General features: G+C 40.4%; 13 protein-coding genes. 3 read left to right on the top strand and 10 right to left on the bottom strand.

Annotated elements, in window-relative coordinates; genetic code table 11:
* Positions 1–90 precede the first annotated feature (90 nt).
* A complete protein-coding gene (locus tag L1999_RS02600) occupies positions 91–1872 on the bottom strand; it encodes an ABC transporter ATP-binding protein (RefSeq protein ID WP_235742102.1) in 1782 nt (593 codons plus the stop codon).
* The gene (locus L1999_RS02595) at positions 1859–3628 is read right to left on the bottom strand and encodes an ABC transporter ATP-binding protein (RefSeq protein WP_235742101.1); all 1770 of its coding nucleotides are present in this window, start codon (positions 3626–3628) and stop codon (positions 1859–1861) included. Before L1999_RS02595 ends, L1999_RS02600 begins: the two co-directional genes overlap by 14 nt.
* Before the next feature lie 146 nt (positions 3629–3774).
* Here L1999_RS02595 and L1999_RS02590 point away from each other — a divergent pair, with 146 nt between their 5' ends.
* Positions 3775–4689 (top strand): helix-turn-helix domain-containing protein, encoded by a 915-nt coding sequence (locus tag L1999_RS02590; protein ID WP_235742100.1) that lies wholly within the window; start codon positions 3775–3777, stop codon positions 4687–4689.
* Between the two features lie 42 nt (positions 4690–4731).
* Here the strand turns inward: L1999_RS02590 and L1999_RS02585 are convergent, their stop codons facing one another.
* Positions 4732–7890 (bottom strand): family 43 glycosylhydrolase, encoded by a 3159-nt coding sequence (locus L1999_RS02585; protein ID WP_235744223.1) that lies wholly within the window; start codon positions 7888–7890, stop codon positions 4732–4734.
* 94 nt (positions 7891–7984) lie between these two features.
* Positions 7985–10030 (bottom strand): glycoside hydrolase family 2 protein, encoded by a 2046-nt coding sequence (locus L1999_RS02580; RefSeq protein WP_235742099.1) that lies wholly within the window; start codon positions 10028–10030, stop codon positions 7985–7987.
* Positions 10031–10575: 545 nt separating this feature from the next.
* Between L1999_RS02580 and L1999_RS02575 the strand changes: the two genes are divergently transcribed.
* Entirely contained in the window at positions 10576–11433 is an 858-nt protein-coding gene (locus L1999_RS02575; protein WP_235742098.1) for a hypothetical protein, read from the top strand.
* A 66-nt stretch (positions 11434–11499) separates the two neighbouring features.
* On the opposite strand, the gene L1999_RS02570 is transcribed toward L1999_RS02575, so the two are convergent.
* Positions 11500–12093 (bottom strand): biotin transporter BioY, encoded by a 594-nt coding sequence (locus L1999_RS02570; protein ID WP_235742097.1) that lies wholly within the window; start codon positions 12091–12093, stop codon positions 11500–11502.
* A gap of 581 nt (positions 12094–12674) precedes the next feature.
* Between L1999_RS02570 and L1999_RS02565 the strand changes: the two genes are divergently transcribed.
* Positions 12675–13211, top strand: coding sequence for a ribonuclease H-like YkuK family protein (locus tag L1999_RS02565; protein ID WP_235742096.1), 537 nt, complete (start codon positions 12675–12677; stop codon positions 13209–13211).
* Between the two features lie 40 nt (positions 13212–13251).
* Here L1999_RS02565 and L1999_RS02560 read toward each other — a convergent pair whose 3' ends face one another.
* The 5 genes from L1999_RS02560 to L1999_RS02540 all read right to left on the bottom strand — a co-directional run bounded on the left by L1999_RS02560 (position 13252) and on the right by L1999_RS02540 (position 18539).
* Positions 13252–14712, bottom strand: a complete 1461-nt coding sequence (locus L1999_RS02560) for a PAS domain-containing sensor histidine kinase (RefSeq protein ID WP_235742095.1) — start codon at positions 14710–14712, stop codon at positions 13252–13254.
* A gap of 205 nt (positions 14713–14917) precedes the next feature.
* Complete coding sequence (locus tag L1999_RS02555; protein WP_235742094.1) at positions 14918–15868, bottom strand: siderophore ABC transporter substrate-binding protein; 951 nt, start codon at positions 15866–15868, stop codon at positions 14918–14920.
* 16 nt (positions 15869–15884) lie between these two features.
* Positions 15885–16646, bottom strand: a complete 762-nt coding sequence (locus tag L1999_RS02550; RefSeq protein WP_235742093.1) for an iron ABC transporter ATP-binding protein — start codon at positions 16644–16646, stop codon at positions 15885–15887.
* The gene (locus tag L1999_RS02545) at positions 16643–17596 is read right to left on the bottom strand and encodes an iron chelate uptake ABC transporter family permease subunit (protein WP_235742092.1); all 954 of its coding nucleotides are present in this window, start codon (positions 17594–17596) and stop codon (positions 16643–16645) included. The genes L1999_RS02550 and L1999_RS02545 overlap by 4 nt, the downstream gene beginning before the upstream one ends.
* On the bottom strand, positions 17589–18539 hold the full coding sequence (locus L1999_RS02540) for an ABC transporter permease (protein WP_235742091.1): 951 nt from the start codon (positions 18537–18539) through the stop codon (positions 17589–17591). Before L1999_RS02540 ends, L1999_RS02545 begins: the two co-directional genes overlap by 8 nt.
* Between the last annotated feature and the right edge of the window lie 198 nt (positions 18540–18737).

The raw sequence follows: 18737 nt of genomic DNA, 5'->3' as shown, positions 1-18737 counted from the left end.
ATAAAAAAACAACTTTAACGTTTTTAGTGCCATTAAAAAAAGAGGAATCTGGTTTTTCCAGATTCCCTATAGCCTTCACATTGTTCCTGTTCAACCTACCTCTAAGGATTGATGCTGTGATTGATGCAGGTTCCAATAGTAACTTCTGCGGTTCAATAGCTCGTTATGAGAACCTTCCTCGATGATTCTGCCTTTATCAATGACAAGGATACGGCTTGCATTTTGGATCGTTGAAAGGCGGTGAGCAATAATAAAAGATGTCCTTCCTGCAAGCAAGGTCTCAAGGCCCTTTTGCAGCGCCAGCTCAGTTTCCGTATCAATCGAAGAAGTAGCTTCATCCAGAATTAAAATTTTCGGATCCGCTAAGAGTGCACGCGCAAAGGAAATCAACTGTCTTTGACCAGTAGAAAGCCTTGTGCCGCGTTCGTTGACCTCCGTTTGATACCCATCGGCTAAACCGCTGATAAACTGATGGGCCTGGACCGCCTTCGCCGCCGCGATTACTTCCTCATCTGTAGCATCAAGCCGCCCATAACGGATATTATCCATAATCGTCCCAGAAAAAATAAATGGATCTTGAAGCATGACGCCCATTTGCTTTCTTAGAGAAGGAATGGTTACTGTACTGATATCAACACCATCAATTTCTATTTTTCCGGTAGTTACATCATAAAAACGGCTGAGTAAGCTTACGATTGTGGTCTTTCCTGATCCTGTTGCACCTACAAGTGCAATTGTTTCGCCAGGATTGACAGAGAAGCTTACATTTTTAAGGATTCTTTCGCCTTCTTCATATTCAAAGACTACATCCTTGAATTCAACTTTCCCACTGATAATCGGAAGTTCCACAGCATTCGGACGATCTTCTATTGCCGGCCGTTCATCGATCATTTCAAAAATTCTTTCTAAATAAGCGGTTGCATTAATAATCGCATTGTAGAAGTTTCCAATATTAGCAATAGGAGCCCAAAACATACTTATATACCCAACAAACGCAACCAAAGCACCGACAGTTACTCCATCTCCGATTTGGGAGATACCGAAAACATAAATGATTGAAGTAGTGAGAATCGAAATATTCTCAATCGAAGGCCATAGAAGGAACTGGATTCTAACTGCTTTCATCCACGAGCTTCGATAACTGTCCGATACATCCCTAAAGATTCGTTTATTTTCTTCTTCCCTTGTAAAGGCCTGAGTAACTTTGATTCCATTGATACTTTCATGAATATAAGCATTCATGTTGGACTGCTTATTACTTAATGTTTGCCAGGCTTTCCGCTGGGCATTTTTAATAAGAAGAACGACGACAGCAAGGACAGGAAATCCAATCATCGCCAATAGTGTTAACTTTACATCAATCGCTAACATGAAACCGAAAATCACGAAAAGACTAAACAGATCTGTTATCAAATTAATTAAACCATTTGATAATAAATCACTTAAGGAGTTAACATAGTTAACCACCCTCACTAAAATCTTTCCGTGCGGTCTGCTGTCATAAAAGGAAAAGGACAATTTCTGCAAATGGGTAAACAGGTCCTTTCGAATGTTGAGGATGACGCTCTGCCCAATCTCGGACATCATTCTAATTCTGTATTTCATACATATCCCCGTAATCACCAGGGCACCAAGGTAAATGCAGGAAAGGACCACTAAACTTCCTGCATCCTTGTTCGGAATACTCTCGTCGATTGCCCTTTTTATTAAATAGGGTCCAATTAGATTGGCTCCACTGGCAATCAGCATAATCAAAACGGTCAAAACAATCTTTTTTTTGTACGGCTTTAAATAAGTAAACAATCGTTTTAAATGAACAAAGCTGAAGGGTGATTCCAATTCTTCATCCACATCAAATTTATTGCGCGCCATTGAGATAAATCACATCCTCACCATTGTGCTGACCATCAAAATTTCCATTTTGATTCATAAACACTTTGTAGTAATAGCCTTTTTTTGCAAGCAGCTCTTTATGCTTCCCTCTTTCAATGATTTCGCCGTTTTCCATGACAAGAATTAGATCGGCCTCTTTTACAGAAGAAATCCGATGCGCGATGATAAAACAGGTCTTTCCTTTCAGTAATGACTTTAATGTCCGCTGGATGCGAAGCTCTGTTTCCATATCAACAGCTGATGTTGTGTCATCAAGGACTAAGACGGATGGGTTCTTTAGAATGGCCCTTGCTAAAGCAATCCTTTGCCTTTGACCGCCTGAAAGACCTACCCCTCGTTCGCCAATGATGGTATCGTAACCTTCTGGAAGATTGGTAATAAAATCATGAGCCTCTGCCATTTTTGCAGCAGATTGGACCATTTCCAAGTCAGCATCTGGATTCCCATACGCAATATTCCCCTCAATCGTATCAGAAAATAGGAATATATCCTGCATGACCATGGCCATACTATCTCTCAATTTAGAAATATCCCAATCTCTAACTTTAAGCCCATCCACGATTACTTCCCCGCTGGTTGTATCATAAAAACGGCTTAACAGGTTTACCAATGTAGATTTACCAGCTCCGGTTGGACCAATAATCCCCACTGTTTGGCCCGGGTGCACTTTAAAGCTAATATCCTTCAAAACCTGTTCATCTCCATAACTAAACCACACGTGATTAAACTCAACACCCTCGTTAATGTGTCTGACAGCAGTCCGGTTAGCTTCATTGGTGATTTCTGGTTCGGTATTTAACAAGTCCTCCACTTTTTCAGCAGAAGCAATAAACCTCTGCACATCATTGAGTAGCCATCCAGCCATCCGCATCGGGTTATTTAACGCCCAAATCAAGGAATTGAAGGTTACTAATTCCCCAAACGTCAGTGAACCATGAATGACCATTATTCCTCCAACCAGAATCATTACAACCGTTAATACCCCGGCAAGTGAATCAAGCACAGGCAAATACTTTTCCCAAACTTTTGCAGAATTCAGACTTTTTTCTTTAAACGCCTCATTTTCGATTGAAAATTTTTCAATTTCGTAATCTTCCTTCGCGAATGCCTTTACAACCCGATTTCCGCTAATGTTTTCCTGCACTACGGAGTTTAACCGTGCAAATTGTCCCCTGATTTCTGTAAAGGTCGGTTTGACCGTAAAGGATAAACGAGTAGCAAAGAAACCAATAATCGGTGTTACCGCTATCATTGCGAGGGCCAACAATGGATTAATATAAAACATAAACCCAATCGCAATCAGTAAGATGGTTAGATTTTCAAAGATCATGTAAATTGCCCATGCTGTAAAATGCCTTACTGCTTCTAAGTCCCCGGTCATACGGGCCATAATATCTCCCGTTTTAGTTCGATCGAAAAAACTAAAATCTAATTTTTGAAGCCGGTCATACAATTGATCTCTCATTTTGAATATAACGTTTTGTGAAACTGCTTCGAACATGATTTGGTAATTATAGCGAATGACCGTTTTGATAACAGTTACCCCTATCATAGCTCCTAAAAAGGGCCATAATAAACCGCTCTGGTGGCCGTAAATTACTTTATCAACGATTTTTCCTGCAAAATATGGATTCAGCATGTTTAACACTGAAACTACTAATGCCAGAAAAAGTCCACTGAATAATCGAATGCGAACGTCCTTAATATACCCCCATACCCATCGTATGCTTTGCATGATTCACTTCCCCCTCCCCACACCTCATTACTATAAATACATTAAAATAAAAACATTTATGAACCAATTATAGTGTTATTATTAAAGAATAAAATATAAAATCATAACAAAAAATTGCACAATCCTAACATTAGAGGAGAGATCAAATGCTTCAATTGTATGCCCCGCCTTTACCAACACTTCTTGCCGCCGGTAAAAATACTTTTGATATCGGTCAATCACATCTAAATCGGAACAATATTGGTGTTTTTGATTTATTAGTTGTCTCAAAAGGACAATTGTTCATGGGTGAAGATTATCGTAAATATAAGGTTGGCAGAGGAAATGCATTGATTCTCTACCCCGATCGGCACCATTATTCCACTTTTCCATGTGATGAAGCCACTGAATTTTTTTGGTTTCATTTCATCGCCGAAAAAGGATGGCAGGATTTGACCATATCAAAACCAATTCATTACGAAGAAAGAGCAGGTTTAGACAGCGGGAACTGTTTATCAGAGAGCCCCTTTGGGATCACACTTCCAAAGTATTGCAAACTTTCCAATCCGGAGGCAGTTGAACTTCTGTGTTCAAAAATTATTTCTTCTGAAAATGAGTCTATTTATTCGGGAGAATGGCAGCGGCAAATACTCTTCCAGCAATTACTGCAGGAACTTTCCAATCATATGCATCTAGCCAATTCTCTGCCGGCATTCGCGGTAGCAGAAAAGGCAGCGGTTTATTTACGGAAAAATTATGCTAAAAAAGTTACTTATGAGGATCTGGGGCGGGCACTCAGATTTCATCCGAATCATATTGCAAGATGCATGATTCAGTCCTTCGGCTGTACTCCGATTGAATATGTAAATAAAATTCGTATTGACCAAGCAAAGATATTATTAGTATCAACAGATTGGAGTATCGATCGGATTTCAGAAAGCAGCGGTTTCACACAATCCGCCTATTTCAGTAGAATCTTCAAAAAACTAGAACATCTATCTCCCCATCAGTTTCGAAAACAATATGTTGGAAAAGTGCCTAAACATAAAGCAGAAATAAAAAACAATGAGAACACGCCCTAGTTCTGTTCCATCACTACTAGGACGTGTTCGTCTCTTTTAATTTTATTTTGATATAAGGTTACTAGATAAAGAGATTAATGTATTTGCTTGCTCTTTCGTAAGAGCTTTACCGCTTTGGGCCGACAGCTCATTCACATATGCATTAAGTTTGCCTGCCACTGCTTCTTTATTTTCTCTAGTAGAAGCATCTTTTGCTGATGCAAGTTTGGCTGTAAGTGAATGCGCGATTGCCTCGTCGGTACTAAACGATTCAGTCAGGCGGCTTAAACTATCAAAATCAACCGATACTGTAAATTGGATGTCAGCTTCCGATGTATTTCCTGCACGATCTGTTGCTTTTGCCGTAAATTTATTTTCGCCAATACTATATTCATAGGCAGGACCTTCAATGGCCGGGCAATCAGCAGAGGCTATTCCAGATAAATCATCGCTTGCGCTGCAGGAGATGGAAATGTTCTCATCAACAGAATAGCTTCCCTTATTACCCCTAACTGTAATGACTGGAGCTGTTGTATCTTCTTCCACAATCATAATCCAGCTGATTTGCGGATCCGGTGAGCCAGCTACCCTGCGAACCGTCACATCCAGATTGCCATCGGTTACGTTCACATGTTGATAGCTTAGGACATCATATGCACTTGTAAATACATACCCCTTGGTTTTTGTTTCACCGTTAATGAGAATATCTGCTTTTCTGCTTCCCTTAGTCGATGAGTACCAGCGGTCATTTAGACCGGTATATACCGTGTATTTACCATTCTTTAGATTAAACTTATACGACAGGTCATCACCGGAATTTGCTAAAAGGTATCGTAATGAAGAAAACAGGTCATCACCCTCGCCGCCAGCAGGTCTGGTTTGATTCCCCACATAGCCCCAAGTCTGCCCATTAGCTGGATCGTATTTCTGATCAATTACAACTTTGTTTAATAGTGTATTCTCCATATAAGAAGACCATGTCACATAATCACTTGTTTTCACTCCGCCTGCATGGACAAAATATCTTACATGGTCCGGGATCACTAAGATTTTTATTCTAATCACTTTATTGGCTAACTTAGAAAGTGTCCCTTCTACGACAACCGTTCCAGGCTTAGAGAAATTGACAGGATTCATTGCCCATGTAACCGGTGTATCAAGCTTCTCACCTTCTGAATTTGTTACATTAATACTAGTTGGCAAGGCTGGAACTTGACCAACCGAAACCTTTTCTGGCAGTACCGTATTGATAGAGACTTTCCCCATCCGGTCTAGTGCATCCAGTTTCCACTCGTCATACCATTGCAAACTTATTTCATCATCCTGGCCAAACTCAATTGGCAGCCAGATATATCTTGAATCTTTTAGATCACTAGCCTTCCATCTGTCAGCCATAAAAATAAACTTTCCCTTTTTAGCATCGATGGGAATGACATTGGTACTTTGTGAATCAAATGTGGTCGAAGCTTTGTCTCCTATCGAAGGATCGCGCAATGGCTTCCAATCTCCGAAAATAGTATCCGCCACAGTATACCTGGCTGGATTAGGGTCCCAGCCGGTAGCACCAGATGTTATTAAGTAGTATTTTCCTTGATATTTAAACATAGCCGGTGCTTCACGCTGTGCCCCTGGAAAGACTCTCACATAATCCTCCCCATATACGGCTTTGTATTCAGTATCACGCTCGGCCTTGCCATCTTTATGCCAGCCAACCACATCTGTATAGGAATCATTTAGCTTTGAAATATAAATGGTCCTATTCTCTTCACTGGAATAGATCAAGTAGGCGGTACCGTCGTCATCCTTGAACAAGTTCATATCACGGGCCATCCCTGGCTGGTCTGGCTGTCCATTGTAAGTCGCATCTTTTGGTGCTCTGTCCATCCGGTTACTTTCTTGATAAACGAACGGTCCTGTAGGGGAGTCACTTAATGCATAGCCTGCTTCCGCTTTGGCATACATCGCCGTCGATGTCGTTGAAGGGCCATCGGTATGCATCCACATGACATATTTTTTGGTCTTTTCATTATAGATAACTTTCGGTCTTTCGATTACCCGGTCTGTGCCAATATCATTTAAAATATCAGCTTTGTCCTTTCTGCCTTCATAAAGCTTAGAGATTAACGGGTCGGTTTCGAACTGGCTGATTGACTCGATTGCGGTAAGGGCTAAGCCTTCATCTTTCCAGTTATATAGATCAGTAGAAGAATAGACTCTTACCCCTCTGGCAGGAAGATATCCATTCGTTTTATCTTCCCCGTACCAATAATATTTCTTGGATTGCTCATCATACATGATCCCGCCGCCGTGTGCCTGAATAGGAGCACCATTTGTATCTGTCCAAACTTGCCCGGGTTTATAGGAAGTATTCGGAGCGTATACAGTAAGACATGCCAATTTAGTGTCTAGATTGTTTATAGCTGTTCGAATTTGCTCCTGATTGGTTTTATCCTGAGCCTCTAGCCCGTTTTCCTTGATCGCTTTAACCAGAGCTTCTGCTTGTGTGATGGCTTTATTTAGTGGCTCTAGACTAAATTGAGTATAGGTATCTGTTTTTTCCGCCTCCTTCTTTGCAGATGCTATTTTTGCTTCCAAATCAGAAAGAGGAACCACAACATATTTTTTGATCATGATATAGTTTACTAGCGGGTCATTATAGTTTGATAGGGAAGCTGTGGCAGGTCCCTGGATCCTGATATCTAATTCTCCATCCGTTACCGAAACCTGTTGATAAGTGATTTCCTTTTCAGCGCTATAGCTTCCAATATCTAAATCACCATTGGATAGATTCTGCCCCTCACTGATGATATTAACGCTTCTGCCGCTCCACGGATTTTTAAATCCTAATGTAAGATCATATTCGCCAGTCGGCAGCTCAAACTTATACTCTAATGCCTTATTCCGAACTTGTGGTCCGTTATAATATCGAAGTGATCCTAATTTATCAGCTCCATTAGAGACATTCGTATTGCTGGTGGTGGTAACTAGCCCCCACTTTTTCCCTGTTACGCTGTCTAAACCGTAGTTTTGCTCTGTTTTACTAGAATACAGCCCAAATTGATCGGTTCCCTCAACTGTATTAGGGGTAGGGTCACCTGCATTCACAAAATAGAGCAAGTTATTGTTTACGGTTGTACCCTCCGCAGAAACTTGTTCGGTTGAGGAAAAGGTTGGGATTGTAATGAGTGAAGCTATTAAAATGGACGATAAAACCTTTTTCATTTTAAGCAACAAGATTCCTCCTTATTTTTTCATGGCCTTTTATGCTGCAGTCAAAGAGGTAATTTCATGTAGACGAACCCTGCTTCCTGAGCCATTAGCGGATAGGGTTCATTGCGTTTTTAAAGGTGTCATAGATCAAGCGTGGTTTTTCTTTATCGAAAGACATTAAGCCCATTGTGGAAATTCCATTAATCTGTTGGTTGTAGTTATTTCTTTCTTTATAATCTTTTAACACCCAGAACGTATAACCGGCCATATAAGGCAAACGGCTAGGATCTGTTACCTGATTCCAATGGTTAAGAAACTTATACGATTGCCATTCTTCTGTTCCGGATTGTGTTTCCGGACCATGATTATTAACTTCATCCGCATAGGCCCATGTTCCATTTTCTGTAATCAGAATCGGTTTATTTGGATAGGTATTATGAACAATATCCACTGTCCGCCCTAAGTCTGAGTCCTGCATATAAAAGTATCCAAAGTATTCATTTAAACCGATGACATCCGCCAAGTCATAGGCCGGGTCCCAGCTGCTGCCAGATGCCCATGTGACGGGACGTTTTTGGATATCAACACTTTTGACCGCTTCCTTCATATCTGCCAGCCAATTACGATAAACATTTTGATCATCCCAAATTCCTGACTCATTTTGTAATGACCACATGATAGTAGAAGGGTGATTGATTTGATTCCAGGCCATACTTAACGCTAATGCTCTAGAAAGACCATAAGAGTTAGTTTGCAGCTCTTCCTGCTTTGTATCAAGCCACATATTCTCTACTTCATCAAGCACCATTAATCCATGTTGATCCGCAAAATCATACACATATGGATGACGGTTGTAGTGGCTATTACGCAAGAAGTTTGCATTTACATCGAGAACATGATTTAACTCTGTATTATACTCTTCAATTGTCATCGAGCGGCCGCTTGCTGCCGTTTCCTCATGCCAGTTAAGACCTTTCAAAAAGACCTGTTTCCCATTTAGCGCTAATTTTCCATTCTCTACCGCAATGGTTCTCATTCCATAGTTTGTGGCAAGACTATCATCGAGAGATCCATTTCCTTTTTGAGTAACCTGACCTTCTCCTTTTCCTTTATAAAGATCTGCGGTTACTTGATAAAGCGTCGGGGAATCCGGAGACCAATAAATTGCTTTTGGAATCTGGAAATCCATTGAAACAACTTTTACTTCACCAGGTTTTAAATCCACTTCCTGTGATTTGGGTTCTCCACCCGTTTTTTCCCCTGGATCGACCACTAATTGGCGATGCACTTCTTTGTCACCATGGTTGTACACAACCACTTTTGTTGTTAAGGTATGATCGCCTGTTGCCGTCAGTATTTTACTAACATTTACATCGGATGCTGCCTCCAAATAGACACTGCGTGTAATTCCTGCATATGGCCAAAAATCTACCGGTTTATACGGCAGTTCTGTGTCAGCTGTCACAGGTTTCGGATTTGGGCTTGTATAGGAATCGAAGGTCGGTTTACGGTATACCCGGACCGCAATGACATTATCTTTTCCTGGTTGTAAATATTCGCCTACATCCAAGGCAAAAGGTGTATAGCCCCCCTCATGTTCCCCCACAAAATGACCATTTACATAGACAGCTGCACGATAGTTAACGCCAAGGAAATTAAGCTTGATGAATTGATTTTTCCAATTGGCATCAGGCGAAAAATGTGTCCGGAACCAGGCGTAACCATCGTAAAAAGCACTTCCTTTCCCGAAGTTTGAGCCATTGTATGTACCAAAGTCAGGGGTATCATACAAGTCCCAGCTGCCTGGAACCTTTTCTTGCTGCCAATTTTTATCATCGTATCCTTGTTCAAACCACTTTTCATTCGTCCCTTGATTATTGGGGTCCAAGGCGAATTTCCACTTACCATCAAGGTTTAAATAACTTCTGCTTTTCTCTTTTAACGTCCATGAATCAAACGAAGGAACTGGTTCCCCATATTGAAACAACACATTCGTTCCATCAATTGATTGCACTTTCGTATTCATCGGTTCATGTTCAGCAATATTCACATTATTTCCTTTTGTATCTGCCTTGGCATTAGGCAGCCCAGCAAAAAACGTAGAGCCAAGAAGAAGAACACCAATTCCAAAACTAGTGAATTTTCGATTCATTTGCCAACCTCCCGTTTGATATAAATCTTAATCCTGAAAAGTAAGTACTTTTGAATTTGAAAACCTTACCTTTTTTAGACTGCTTGATTTCAAAAAAACACCATTTTGAAATCGGTTTCATAAATCTCTAATAATAGAAACGCTTACAATTATTTAGATAACTAAATGTTCATCACCCCCCTAATTGCCATCAAAGTGTTGTTTCTAAACGAACCTAGAGTCGCCCTTTTTTAGACTGCTGATACTTCATCATTACTTTTCTGCAAAGCCAAGTTTAATATATAAGCTGATTAACGGATGATTGACCTAATCTTTTTTTGTTATATTTCTTGATACCAAAAATAACTAACTAATTATGAAACCCATTTCAAAATTATGTTTTATAATTGCCCTGGCTGGGTAAATTTAAAGAATTTTTTTACAATTGTAGCTAAATTTTACATGATAGGCTTCTACTGTGTCATGGGCCTATTGTCTTAAGTTAGGCTGCTATTGAATAAATTTCATTTCGAGATGGATACTATTTTTTTAAAGGGGGTATGATAGTGGATTTAAATTCATTATGCTATCTCGGACTTGGATTCATTAGTATCATTCTTCTTATTTATATATGTCTAAAATCAGATCTCAGAAGCGCGTTATTAACTTTTATAGGCATGGTCGGGGTAGGGTATATCATTGAGGCCGTTATTTATACCTTTTTAAGCAGTTATCAATATTATCCTCATTTCATCAAACACGATCCGATTTATGATAGTGTTTGGGGAGCCATTGCATCTAATGCCTTAACCTTACCTGTCGCCGCCACCTTCCTTGCATCCTTTCATAAAAATTGGCTTTGGGTGGCATTTACAATTGGTTTGTATGCAGGAATTGAATGGCTGTTTTTAGAACTGCATATCTATAAGCATTACTGGTGGAGGACTGTCTATACTTCCTTAGGGCTTCCATTTTATTTTTTATTTGCTAAATTTCTTTATCGGAAAATGAGTGTCCCTTTAAAAGGCTTTTATCATATCCTTTTTTTATATCTGATTATCAGCCCCTTTTCAGGTTCGCTGCATATTATCCCGATTATATTTTTTTCTAATCGGTATTATGAGTTTGGTTTATTTGCTAACCAATCTAAAGATACGATTGCTTTTTCGACCATTTTTTATTTATGTGCCAGTGTTGTTTACGTGTTTATCGCCAAATTTCAACCGTTACCACGCTGGGGAAAATACCTTGTTATCGGACTCTGTATGTACTGCGCCACACTCTTACTGAGACGTGCCGGCATCCTCCACAGTTTAGTATGGTGGGACACATGGTATTACATTGCACTATCTTTCCTCTCCCTACTCTTCACCGAATACATTAGTAAATCTCTCCATAAAGGCTCTTTGGCATCTAGAATCTAAAGCAAAAGCGGTTCAACCTCTACAGGTTGAACCACTTTTTACATTGTGACAAAGTGAGTAATGGTGTCAGGCACCACGTTTGAGTTGTTTGAATTGGCCCTTGGATAGGACGGTTTTTTCGAGGCGGTGGGCCATTATTCCGGCTAGGACGGATAGGATTAGGTCCTTTGGCAGCGGGGCGACCATCCATAACCACGCCATTTTGTAGGAGAATCCCTCTGGTGCAGCTCCCCAAAGTTTGTAGGCAAAGTACATCCAGTTGGTGCCGAACAGATAATTGACAGCCATGCCGATTAACGAGGCTATGATAAATGCAGGCAGACTTTTATTTGTTTCAACAATTTTTCCAATGATAAACGCCGCTAAAATGTAAGAAAGAATAAAGCCAAATGTAGGTCTTATGATGATCGACAGCCCGCCGGTAAAGTCTGCAAATACAGGAACCCCGACTAAGCCTACTAACATATAAACAATCATGGCAATTGAACCTAAACGGCTTCCTAAAATAGCTCCTGCTAAAATAGCAAAAAAGGTTTGTAGTGTAATTGGAACTCCACCGACATGTAAAAACGGAGCAATCGTCGATATATTCGCCCCGATGGCCATGAGTGCCACAAACATGGCTGCAAGTGTTAAATCTAGTGCTCTTAATTTCCTCATTTAGTCTCCCACCCTTATTTTTTATCTTATCTTAAAAATAAATGGTAAGAGCGTCTATTGTCAACTTAAAATTTTAATTAGTTAACAATATAAATATAGGCAGCAACTCATGGAACGTTATTTTTTACGGCAATTTTTGCAAACTTGGATGGTTTGCCCTGTTTCAGTTTTATGCGAATAAAGCAATTTTATCCCAGTTCTTGCGCATAATGGGCATGTCCCCCGTCCATTTGAAGGCATATTGCTGATTGTCTTTCCTCTGTTTCTTTTTGCCATTGTCCATCATCATCCTTTTCCAATTGATCTTGTTTCTTTATCTAATGATGGACTGGCATAAATATTGTTAGGCAAATAATGGTTTTCAGATAAATCTTTTTCTGCTGCTGTTCCCATTCTGGCAAAGGACTAGCCGTACCCAGCCAAGCCTCCTACTTGTTTTACTATTTTTCGTCAATACGACATACATATAAATTAGACTGAATTGGCGAAGATGTCCGCACGACAAATGTCTCGTCGCCATAAGATAGGAATAAGAGTTAGTCTACGTTTTTTATCCAAGGGAAAGAGGTGGTGTTTTCAATATGAAAAATAATTCAATGTACCACCATACATTTCAAAATCTTCAAGAGATGGGACTCACGTTCGAACAGGTCTTTGAACGAATCATTTTATTCATGTCATCCGCCCCAAAAGGAAACTATCGCTTGATGGTGGGAACAGATTCACAGGTTCATAAATCGCAAACGGTTTTTATCACTGGAATTGTCATTCAGAATGAAGGAAATGGTGTCTGGGCCTGTATCAGAAAAATTGTGGTCCCAAGAAAAATGACCCAGCTGCATGAGCGGATTTCACTTGAATTATCCTTAACGGAGGAAATTGTTGCTATGTTTACCGACGAGCGGAAAAATCAGCTTATTGCGATTGTCCTGCCCTATCTCTATGAAGGAGCAACCTTTACCATGGAAGGGCATATCGATATTGGTGCTGGCAAACGGAATAAGACGAGAGAGTTTGTAACAGAAATGGTGACACGAATGGAGTCAATGGGGGTAGAACCAAAGATTAAACCAGATGCGTTTGTTGCCTCTAGCTATGCCAACCGCTATACAAAATAAGCGTCAGACACCTGAATTAGCTTGGTGCCTGACGCCTTTTTTATACATATCCTAATTCAACTGTAATGGTCGTTCCTCTGCCTAACTCACTTTCAATTTTCATCGTGCCATGATGTTCTTGAATGATTTTGTTACTAACCGTTAAACCAAGTCCAATTCCCTTATCCTTGGTGGTATAGAACGGCGTCCCTAAATAGTCCAGAAGATGATGGTCAATTCCGGTTCCTTCATCCGTAATCCGAATCAAAACCTGATTGCCATCAACTTTTTGAACATCAATATGAACCTGACCGCCAGATGGCATCGCTTCAATCGCATTTTTTAAAAAATTAACAAAAACTTGTTTTAACTGATTTCTGTTTCCCAGTAAATCGATATCATCCGTAATGAAGTGGTTAATAATTTGCACATTATGTAATAAGGCTTGCGGATGAAGAATGTTAACGGTGCTTTCAAGAATCGCGCTTAAACTTTCCCGGTTAAATTGAATGGCTTGCGGCTTCGCCAGCGACATAAATTCATTGACAATCATATCAATTCGGTCAAGTTCATTCATGATAATCGATAAATAGTCGTCTTGTTTCTGTTTATCACTGGTACTCTTTAATAGCTTGGAAAAACCTTTTAGAGAGGTTAAAGGATTTCGGATTTCATGAGCAACGCCGGCAGCTAGTTGACCAATAATCGAGAGCCGGTCTAAGTTACGAAGGGCCTCATCATTTTTGATTCTGTCGGTAATATCACGAGCCACGGTAACATAAGACTCTATTTCATTTTTCTCGTTATAGATCGGTGAAATGGTGATCTCCGTATCAATAAAGCTGTTATCACTCGTTCTCATTTTAATCTGAAAAAGCTGGGGTTCACCTGTTCTCAAAAGTTTCTCATAGACTTGGTCTAAAAACTCTTTGTCTTCTGGCATGATCAGACTGTATACCTCCTGACCAATTAGTTCATTCGTGGAGGTTCCCAGCCACTTTTCATGAGACGGAGAAGCATAGATTATTTTTTTATCTTTCGTATAGAGCTTGATCATATCAGTGGTATTTTCTGTAATCAACCGATATAGCTCACGGGTTCGATTTAATTCTCGTTCAATAGTTAAATGCTTGGTAATATCACGATAGATCCCAATGCTGGCGATAATTTCCCTAGCGGAGTTACGTAATGGAGAAAAAGACACGGCTATATCAAGCAGGCTTCCATCTTTATGTAAACATTGAGTTACTAGATCGTGGAAAAACTCCCCTTGTTTTACCGCCTTGATGACCTCTAACGCTAAATCAGACTGATTAATCTCCTCGAAGCTCCGACCGACCAGCTCTGTTTCGGTATAGCCAAAAATTTTCGTATACATATCATTCACGCGAATAAACCGATTTTCCATGTTCAATATACATATACCATCGGCTGTACTATTAAGAAAAAGGTCGATTAAATCATCAGGATTAATCGTATCTGAATGATTCAGCTCGCCAAAAATAGGGAAACTCTTAGCCATACATATCTCTCCCAAACACATAATCTCTCAAACTTCATTTTACAGAACTTTTCGATAAAGAAAAGAGGGAATTTGATGATGTTTTTACGGTGTCAGGCACCACATAAGAACATTTCTTCTATTTTGTCCGTCTCTGGTGGACAGCGACATAAAAACGCTTGGCTTTTTTTGTTGGCCAAGCGTTGGTTTTCTCTGGTATTTTCTTTTAAAGGGCTGCTTCTATCTCTGCTGTCATATTTTTCATGGATTGTAAACCGCCGCCGCTTAGATACCAGGAGTCGGCATCTAAGTAAACGATCTGGTCCTCTTGATAGGCTGAAGTTTTTTTAACTAGTTCATTTTCTACGATCTCTTTGGCCCCGATTTCTCCGCCTACCGCAGTGGCGCGGTCAATCACAAACAATACGTCCGGATTTTTCTCCTTAATGTATTCAAACGTAATGCTCTGCCCATGGGTGGAGACTTCAATATTCTGGTCAGCCGCTCCAAAGCCAAATACATCATGAATCAGACCAAAGCGTGAGCTTGGGCCATAGGCGCTCACTTTTCCTTCGTTTGCCAGCACAACCAGTCCCTTTTCGTTAAGAACAGCTGCCTTTTTATTCACCTCGTTCACCCTTGCCTGAATCTCTGTTAATTCGCGGTCGACTTGTTCTTCTTTCCCAAAAATCTTACCGATTAAATTCATATTTTTTGCAAAGGAATCCATGTAGTTGGTATAATCCATTCCAACATAAACCGTAGGGGCAATCTCAGCAAATTGATCGTATAATTCCGCTTGGCGGGTTGAGATAAAGATTACATCAGGCTTTAAGGCATGTATCGCTTCAAAGTCCGGCTCCTTTAAGCTGCCGACATTCGTATATTTCTTATCATTGTATTTTTTCAGGTAAGAAGGAATTGTTACTTGCGGGACACCGGTCACTTCGATCCCTAATTCATCTAAGGTATCCAGTACACCAAAGTCAAACACCACCACCTTCTTCGGTTCCTTTTCAACCACTGCTTCACCATACTGATGTTTAATCGTCATTTTCTCGTCTGATTGTTCGCTAGCGGATGCTGGCTGGGAAGCCTCCTCCTCTTTTGTCCCGCTGCAAGCGGCTAACACCAAAATCACCGTAAGAATAACCCCTAGTAAACTCCACTTTCTCATCTCTTTCATCCCCTTTTTATGAATTAAAATAAACGCAAATCCGGCAATTGTTCACTTCTTGAATCGGTATATCCATATCATAAATCTCATTTAAGGCCTCCGATTGGATAATTTCCTCAGTCGGGCCATTTTTGACCACTTTCCCGTCCTTCATCGCGACAATCCAGTCCGAATAGACAGAAGCAAAATTAATATCATGAAGGACAATCACAACCGTTTTACCTAGTTCATCTACTAGGCGTCGCAGTATTTTCATAATCTGAACAGAATGCTTCATATCCAAATTGTTCAGCGGCTCATCAAGCAATATGTACTGAGTATCTTGAGCGATCACCATCGCAATAAAGGCGCGCTGCCGCTGTCCTCCTGATAATTCATCCAAAAAGCGATCCTGCATTTCCGTCAGGTGCATGTAGGCTAAGGATTGATCGACCATCCGCTCATCCTCTTCGGTGAGCCGCCCTTTGGAGTAGGGAAATCGACCAAACGAGACCAGTTCGCGAATCGTGAGTCGGACATTCATGTAATTCGATTGTTTTAAAATCGACACCGATTTGGCAAAATCATTGGACTTCATCAGGCGGACATTGGACTGATTGACAAGCACTTCACCTGTATCTGCATGGAGCAGCCGGCTGACCATGGACAATAGTGTTGATTTCCCGGCACCATTCGGCCCAATAAAGGAAGTAATTTTTCCAGGCTGAATCGTAACAGTCACATCTTCGACAACCGCTTTCTTCCCGTAAAACTTCGTTAACGACTTCACTTGAATCATGCTGCTTTCCTCTCCTTTACTAGTAGATAGATAAAGTAAATTCCGCCGATAAAGTTTATGATGACGCTGAGCGTAGTTGAAAAAGTAAAGATCCGTTCGACCACCCACTGCCCGCCGACAAGGGCAATAACACTCATGACAATCGCGCCGCTAATGAGTACCTTATGTTTATAGGTTTTAAAAAGCTGATAGGAAAGGTTCGCCACAATTAAGCCAAAAAAGGTAATCGGCCCAACAAGTGCCGTAGAGATGGAAATAAAAACGGCCACGATCACCAGCATTTTTTTCACAATCGAATCGTAGGGAACGCCAAGATTAATCGCCCACTCCCTTCCCAGTGACAATACATCCAGGTACTTCATATAACGCCAGGCATAAATCGTCACGACACTTACCAGCAGCAGCGCCAGCCAGACCAAATCCGAATTAATATTGTTAAAACTTGCAAACATCCGGTCTTGAACTATCTGAAACTCATTTGGATCAATCAGCACCTGGAAAAATGTAGATATACTCGAGAAAAAGGTGCCAACAATAATTCCAATGAGCAGTAAAAAGTAAATCGACTGACTGCCCTTTTTAAAAAGAAATCGATATAGAACAAGGGCAAAAATAATCATGACCACAATCGAGATTAAAAAGTTAACCTGTCTATTGACCACTGCCAGATGGTCAGAACCAAGAAAGAAAATAATCACGGTTTGCAAAAGCAAATAGAGGGCATCGAGCCCCATTATGCTCGGCGTGAGGATTCGATTATGGGTAATCGTTTGAAACACGACCGTCGCATAAGCAATCGTAAATCCTGTAATGATCATCGCGATGACCTTAACCGCCCTTTTCGGGAGCGCATAATCAAAGCTTCCATTGAGGTCGTGAAATAGGTAAATCCCGCAGCACAAAAGTGCGGCTAGTACTAATCCTCCCATTTTTATCCACTGGTTACGCATAAGCTCTCCTCCTAAATAGAAGATAAAGGAAGATTCCGCTGCCTATGACTCCAACCATCAGGCTAATAGAAATCTCGTATGGATAAATGATGATTCTTCCCAGAATATCGCAAACTAGTAAAAAGCTTGCTCCTAGTAAGGCCGTATGTGGCAGGGTTTTTTGCAGGTGGTCCCCTTTAAAAATCGAGATGACATTGGGAATAATTAGACCGAGAAACGGAATCATTCCGACTGTGAGGACAACCGTTACCGTTATTAGAGCAACGAGCACCAGCCCAATGTTGACGATTCTCCGATAGGCAAGGCCTAGATTTTTTGAAAAATCTTCCCCCATTCCGGCAACAGTAAAACGGTTGGCATAGAAATAGGCGATAATCAAAATCGGAATACTTATGTATAAGAGTTCATAGCGGCCTTTCATCACCATAGAAAAATCTCCTTGAAGCCAGGCGGACATGTTTTGAATTACATCTGCCTTGTAGGCAAAGAACGTCGTGACTGAAGATAATATGTTGCCGAACATTAAACCAACTAATGGGATAAAAATGGCATCCTTCAACTTAATTCGGTCTAAAATTTGCATAAATAAAAACGTTCCCGCAAGTGCAAACGCCAAGGCAACAAGCATTTTTTGCATCATTGAGGCGTTAGCAAATAGCAGCATGGATACCAATATTCCTAACCGGGTGGCATCAAGTGTTCCAGCTGTTGTTGGTGAGACAAATTTATTACGGCTCAGCTGCTGCATGATAAGTCCTGCAATGCTCATACCTGCTCCGGCAAGAATGATGGCGACAAGCCGCGGTACCCTGCTGATTAGAAATACTTGCGTTTCATCAGATTGGAAGTTTAGGAGATCACTAGGTGATATACTGCTAACTCCCACAAACAATGAGACTCCTGACAATATAGCTAACATCAATAATAGATATCGTTTCTTCATCGCTGTCTCCATAAGTTTATTTTTATAAATGATATTGAAAATCATTATCACTTATACCTAGTATAAACAATTTCCAAAAATGGTGTCAACATGTAATTGAGAATTTCTATCAATTAATTTCACTTGCTTGCAGGTTTAGCGTTTTTTAATAAAGGTGATTTTTTTCATCTCCTAACATATTGGACTTCCAGCACCACA

The organism is Neobacillus drentensis (genome assembly GCF_021560175.1).
GTDB lineage: Bacteria > Bacillota > Bacilli > Bacillales > Cytobacillaceae > Neobacillus > Neobacillus drentensis_A.
The sequence above is the reverse complement of the archived record's forward strand: the minus strand, read 5'-3'. Positions and strand labels throughout refer to the sequence as shown.

Excerpts from the sequence above, each read along its gene's own strand:
- L1999_RS02545 (WP_235742092.1), bottom strand. The coding sequence starts at position 17,596 with ATGCGTAACCAGTGGATAAAAATGGGAGGATTAGTACTAGCCGCACTT.
- L1999_RS02600 (WP_235742102.1), bottom strand. The coding sequence starts at position 1,872 with ATGGCGCGCAATAAATTTGATGTGGATGAAGAATTGGAATCACCCTTC.
- L1999_RS02560 (WP_235742095.1), bottom strand. The coding sequence starts at position 14,712 with ATGGCTAAGAGTTTCCCTATTTTTGGCGAGCTGAATCATTCAGATACG.
- L1999_RS02555 (WP_235742094.1), bottom strand. The coding sequence starts at position 15,868 with ATGAGAAAGTGGAGTTTACTAGGGGTTATTCTTACGGTGATTTTGGTG.
- L1999_RS02585 (WP_235744223.1), bottom strand. The coding sequence starts at position 7,890 with ATGAAAAAGGTTTTATCGTCCATTTTAATAGCTTCACTCATTACAATC.
- L1999_RS02565 (WP_235742096.1), top strand. The coding sequence starts at position 12,675 with ATGAAAAATAATTCAATGTACCACCATACATTTCAAAATCTTCAAGAG.
- L1999_RS02595 (WP_235742101.1), bottom strand. The coding sequence starts at position 3,628 with ATGCAAAGCATACGATGGGTATGGGGGTATATTAAGGACGTTCGCATT.
- L1999_RS02580 (WP_235742099.1), bottom strand. The coding sequence starts at position 10,030 with ATGAATCGAAAATTCACTAGTTTTGGAATTGGTGTTCTTCTTCTTGGC.
- L1999_RS02590 (WP_235742100.1), top strand. The coding sequence starts at position 3,775 with ATGCTTCAATTGTATGCCCCGCCTTTACCAACACTTCTTGCCGCCGGT.
- L1999_RS02570 (WP_235742097.1), bottom strand. The coding sequence starts at position 12,093 with ATGAGGAAATTAAGAGCACTAGATTTAACACTTGCAGCCATGTTTGTG.
- L1999_RS02540 (WP_235742091.1), bottom strand. The coding sequence starts at position 18,539 with ATGAAGAAACGATATCTATTATTGATGTTAGCTATATTGTCAGGAGTC.
- L1999_RS02550 (WP_235742093.1), bottom strand. The coding sequence starts at position 16,646 with ATGATTCAAGTGAAGTCGTTAACGAAGTTTTACGGGAAGAAAGCGGTT.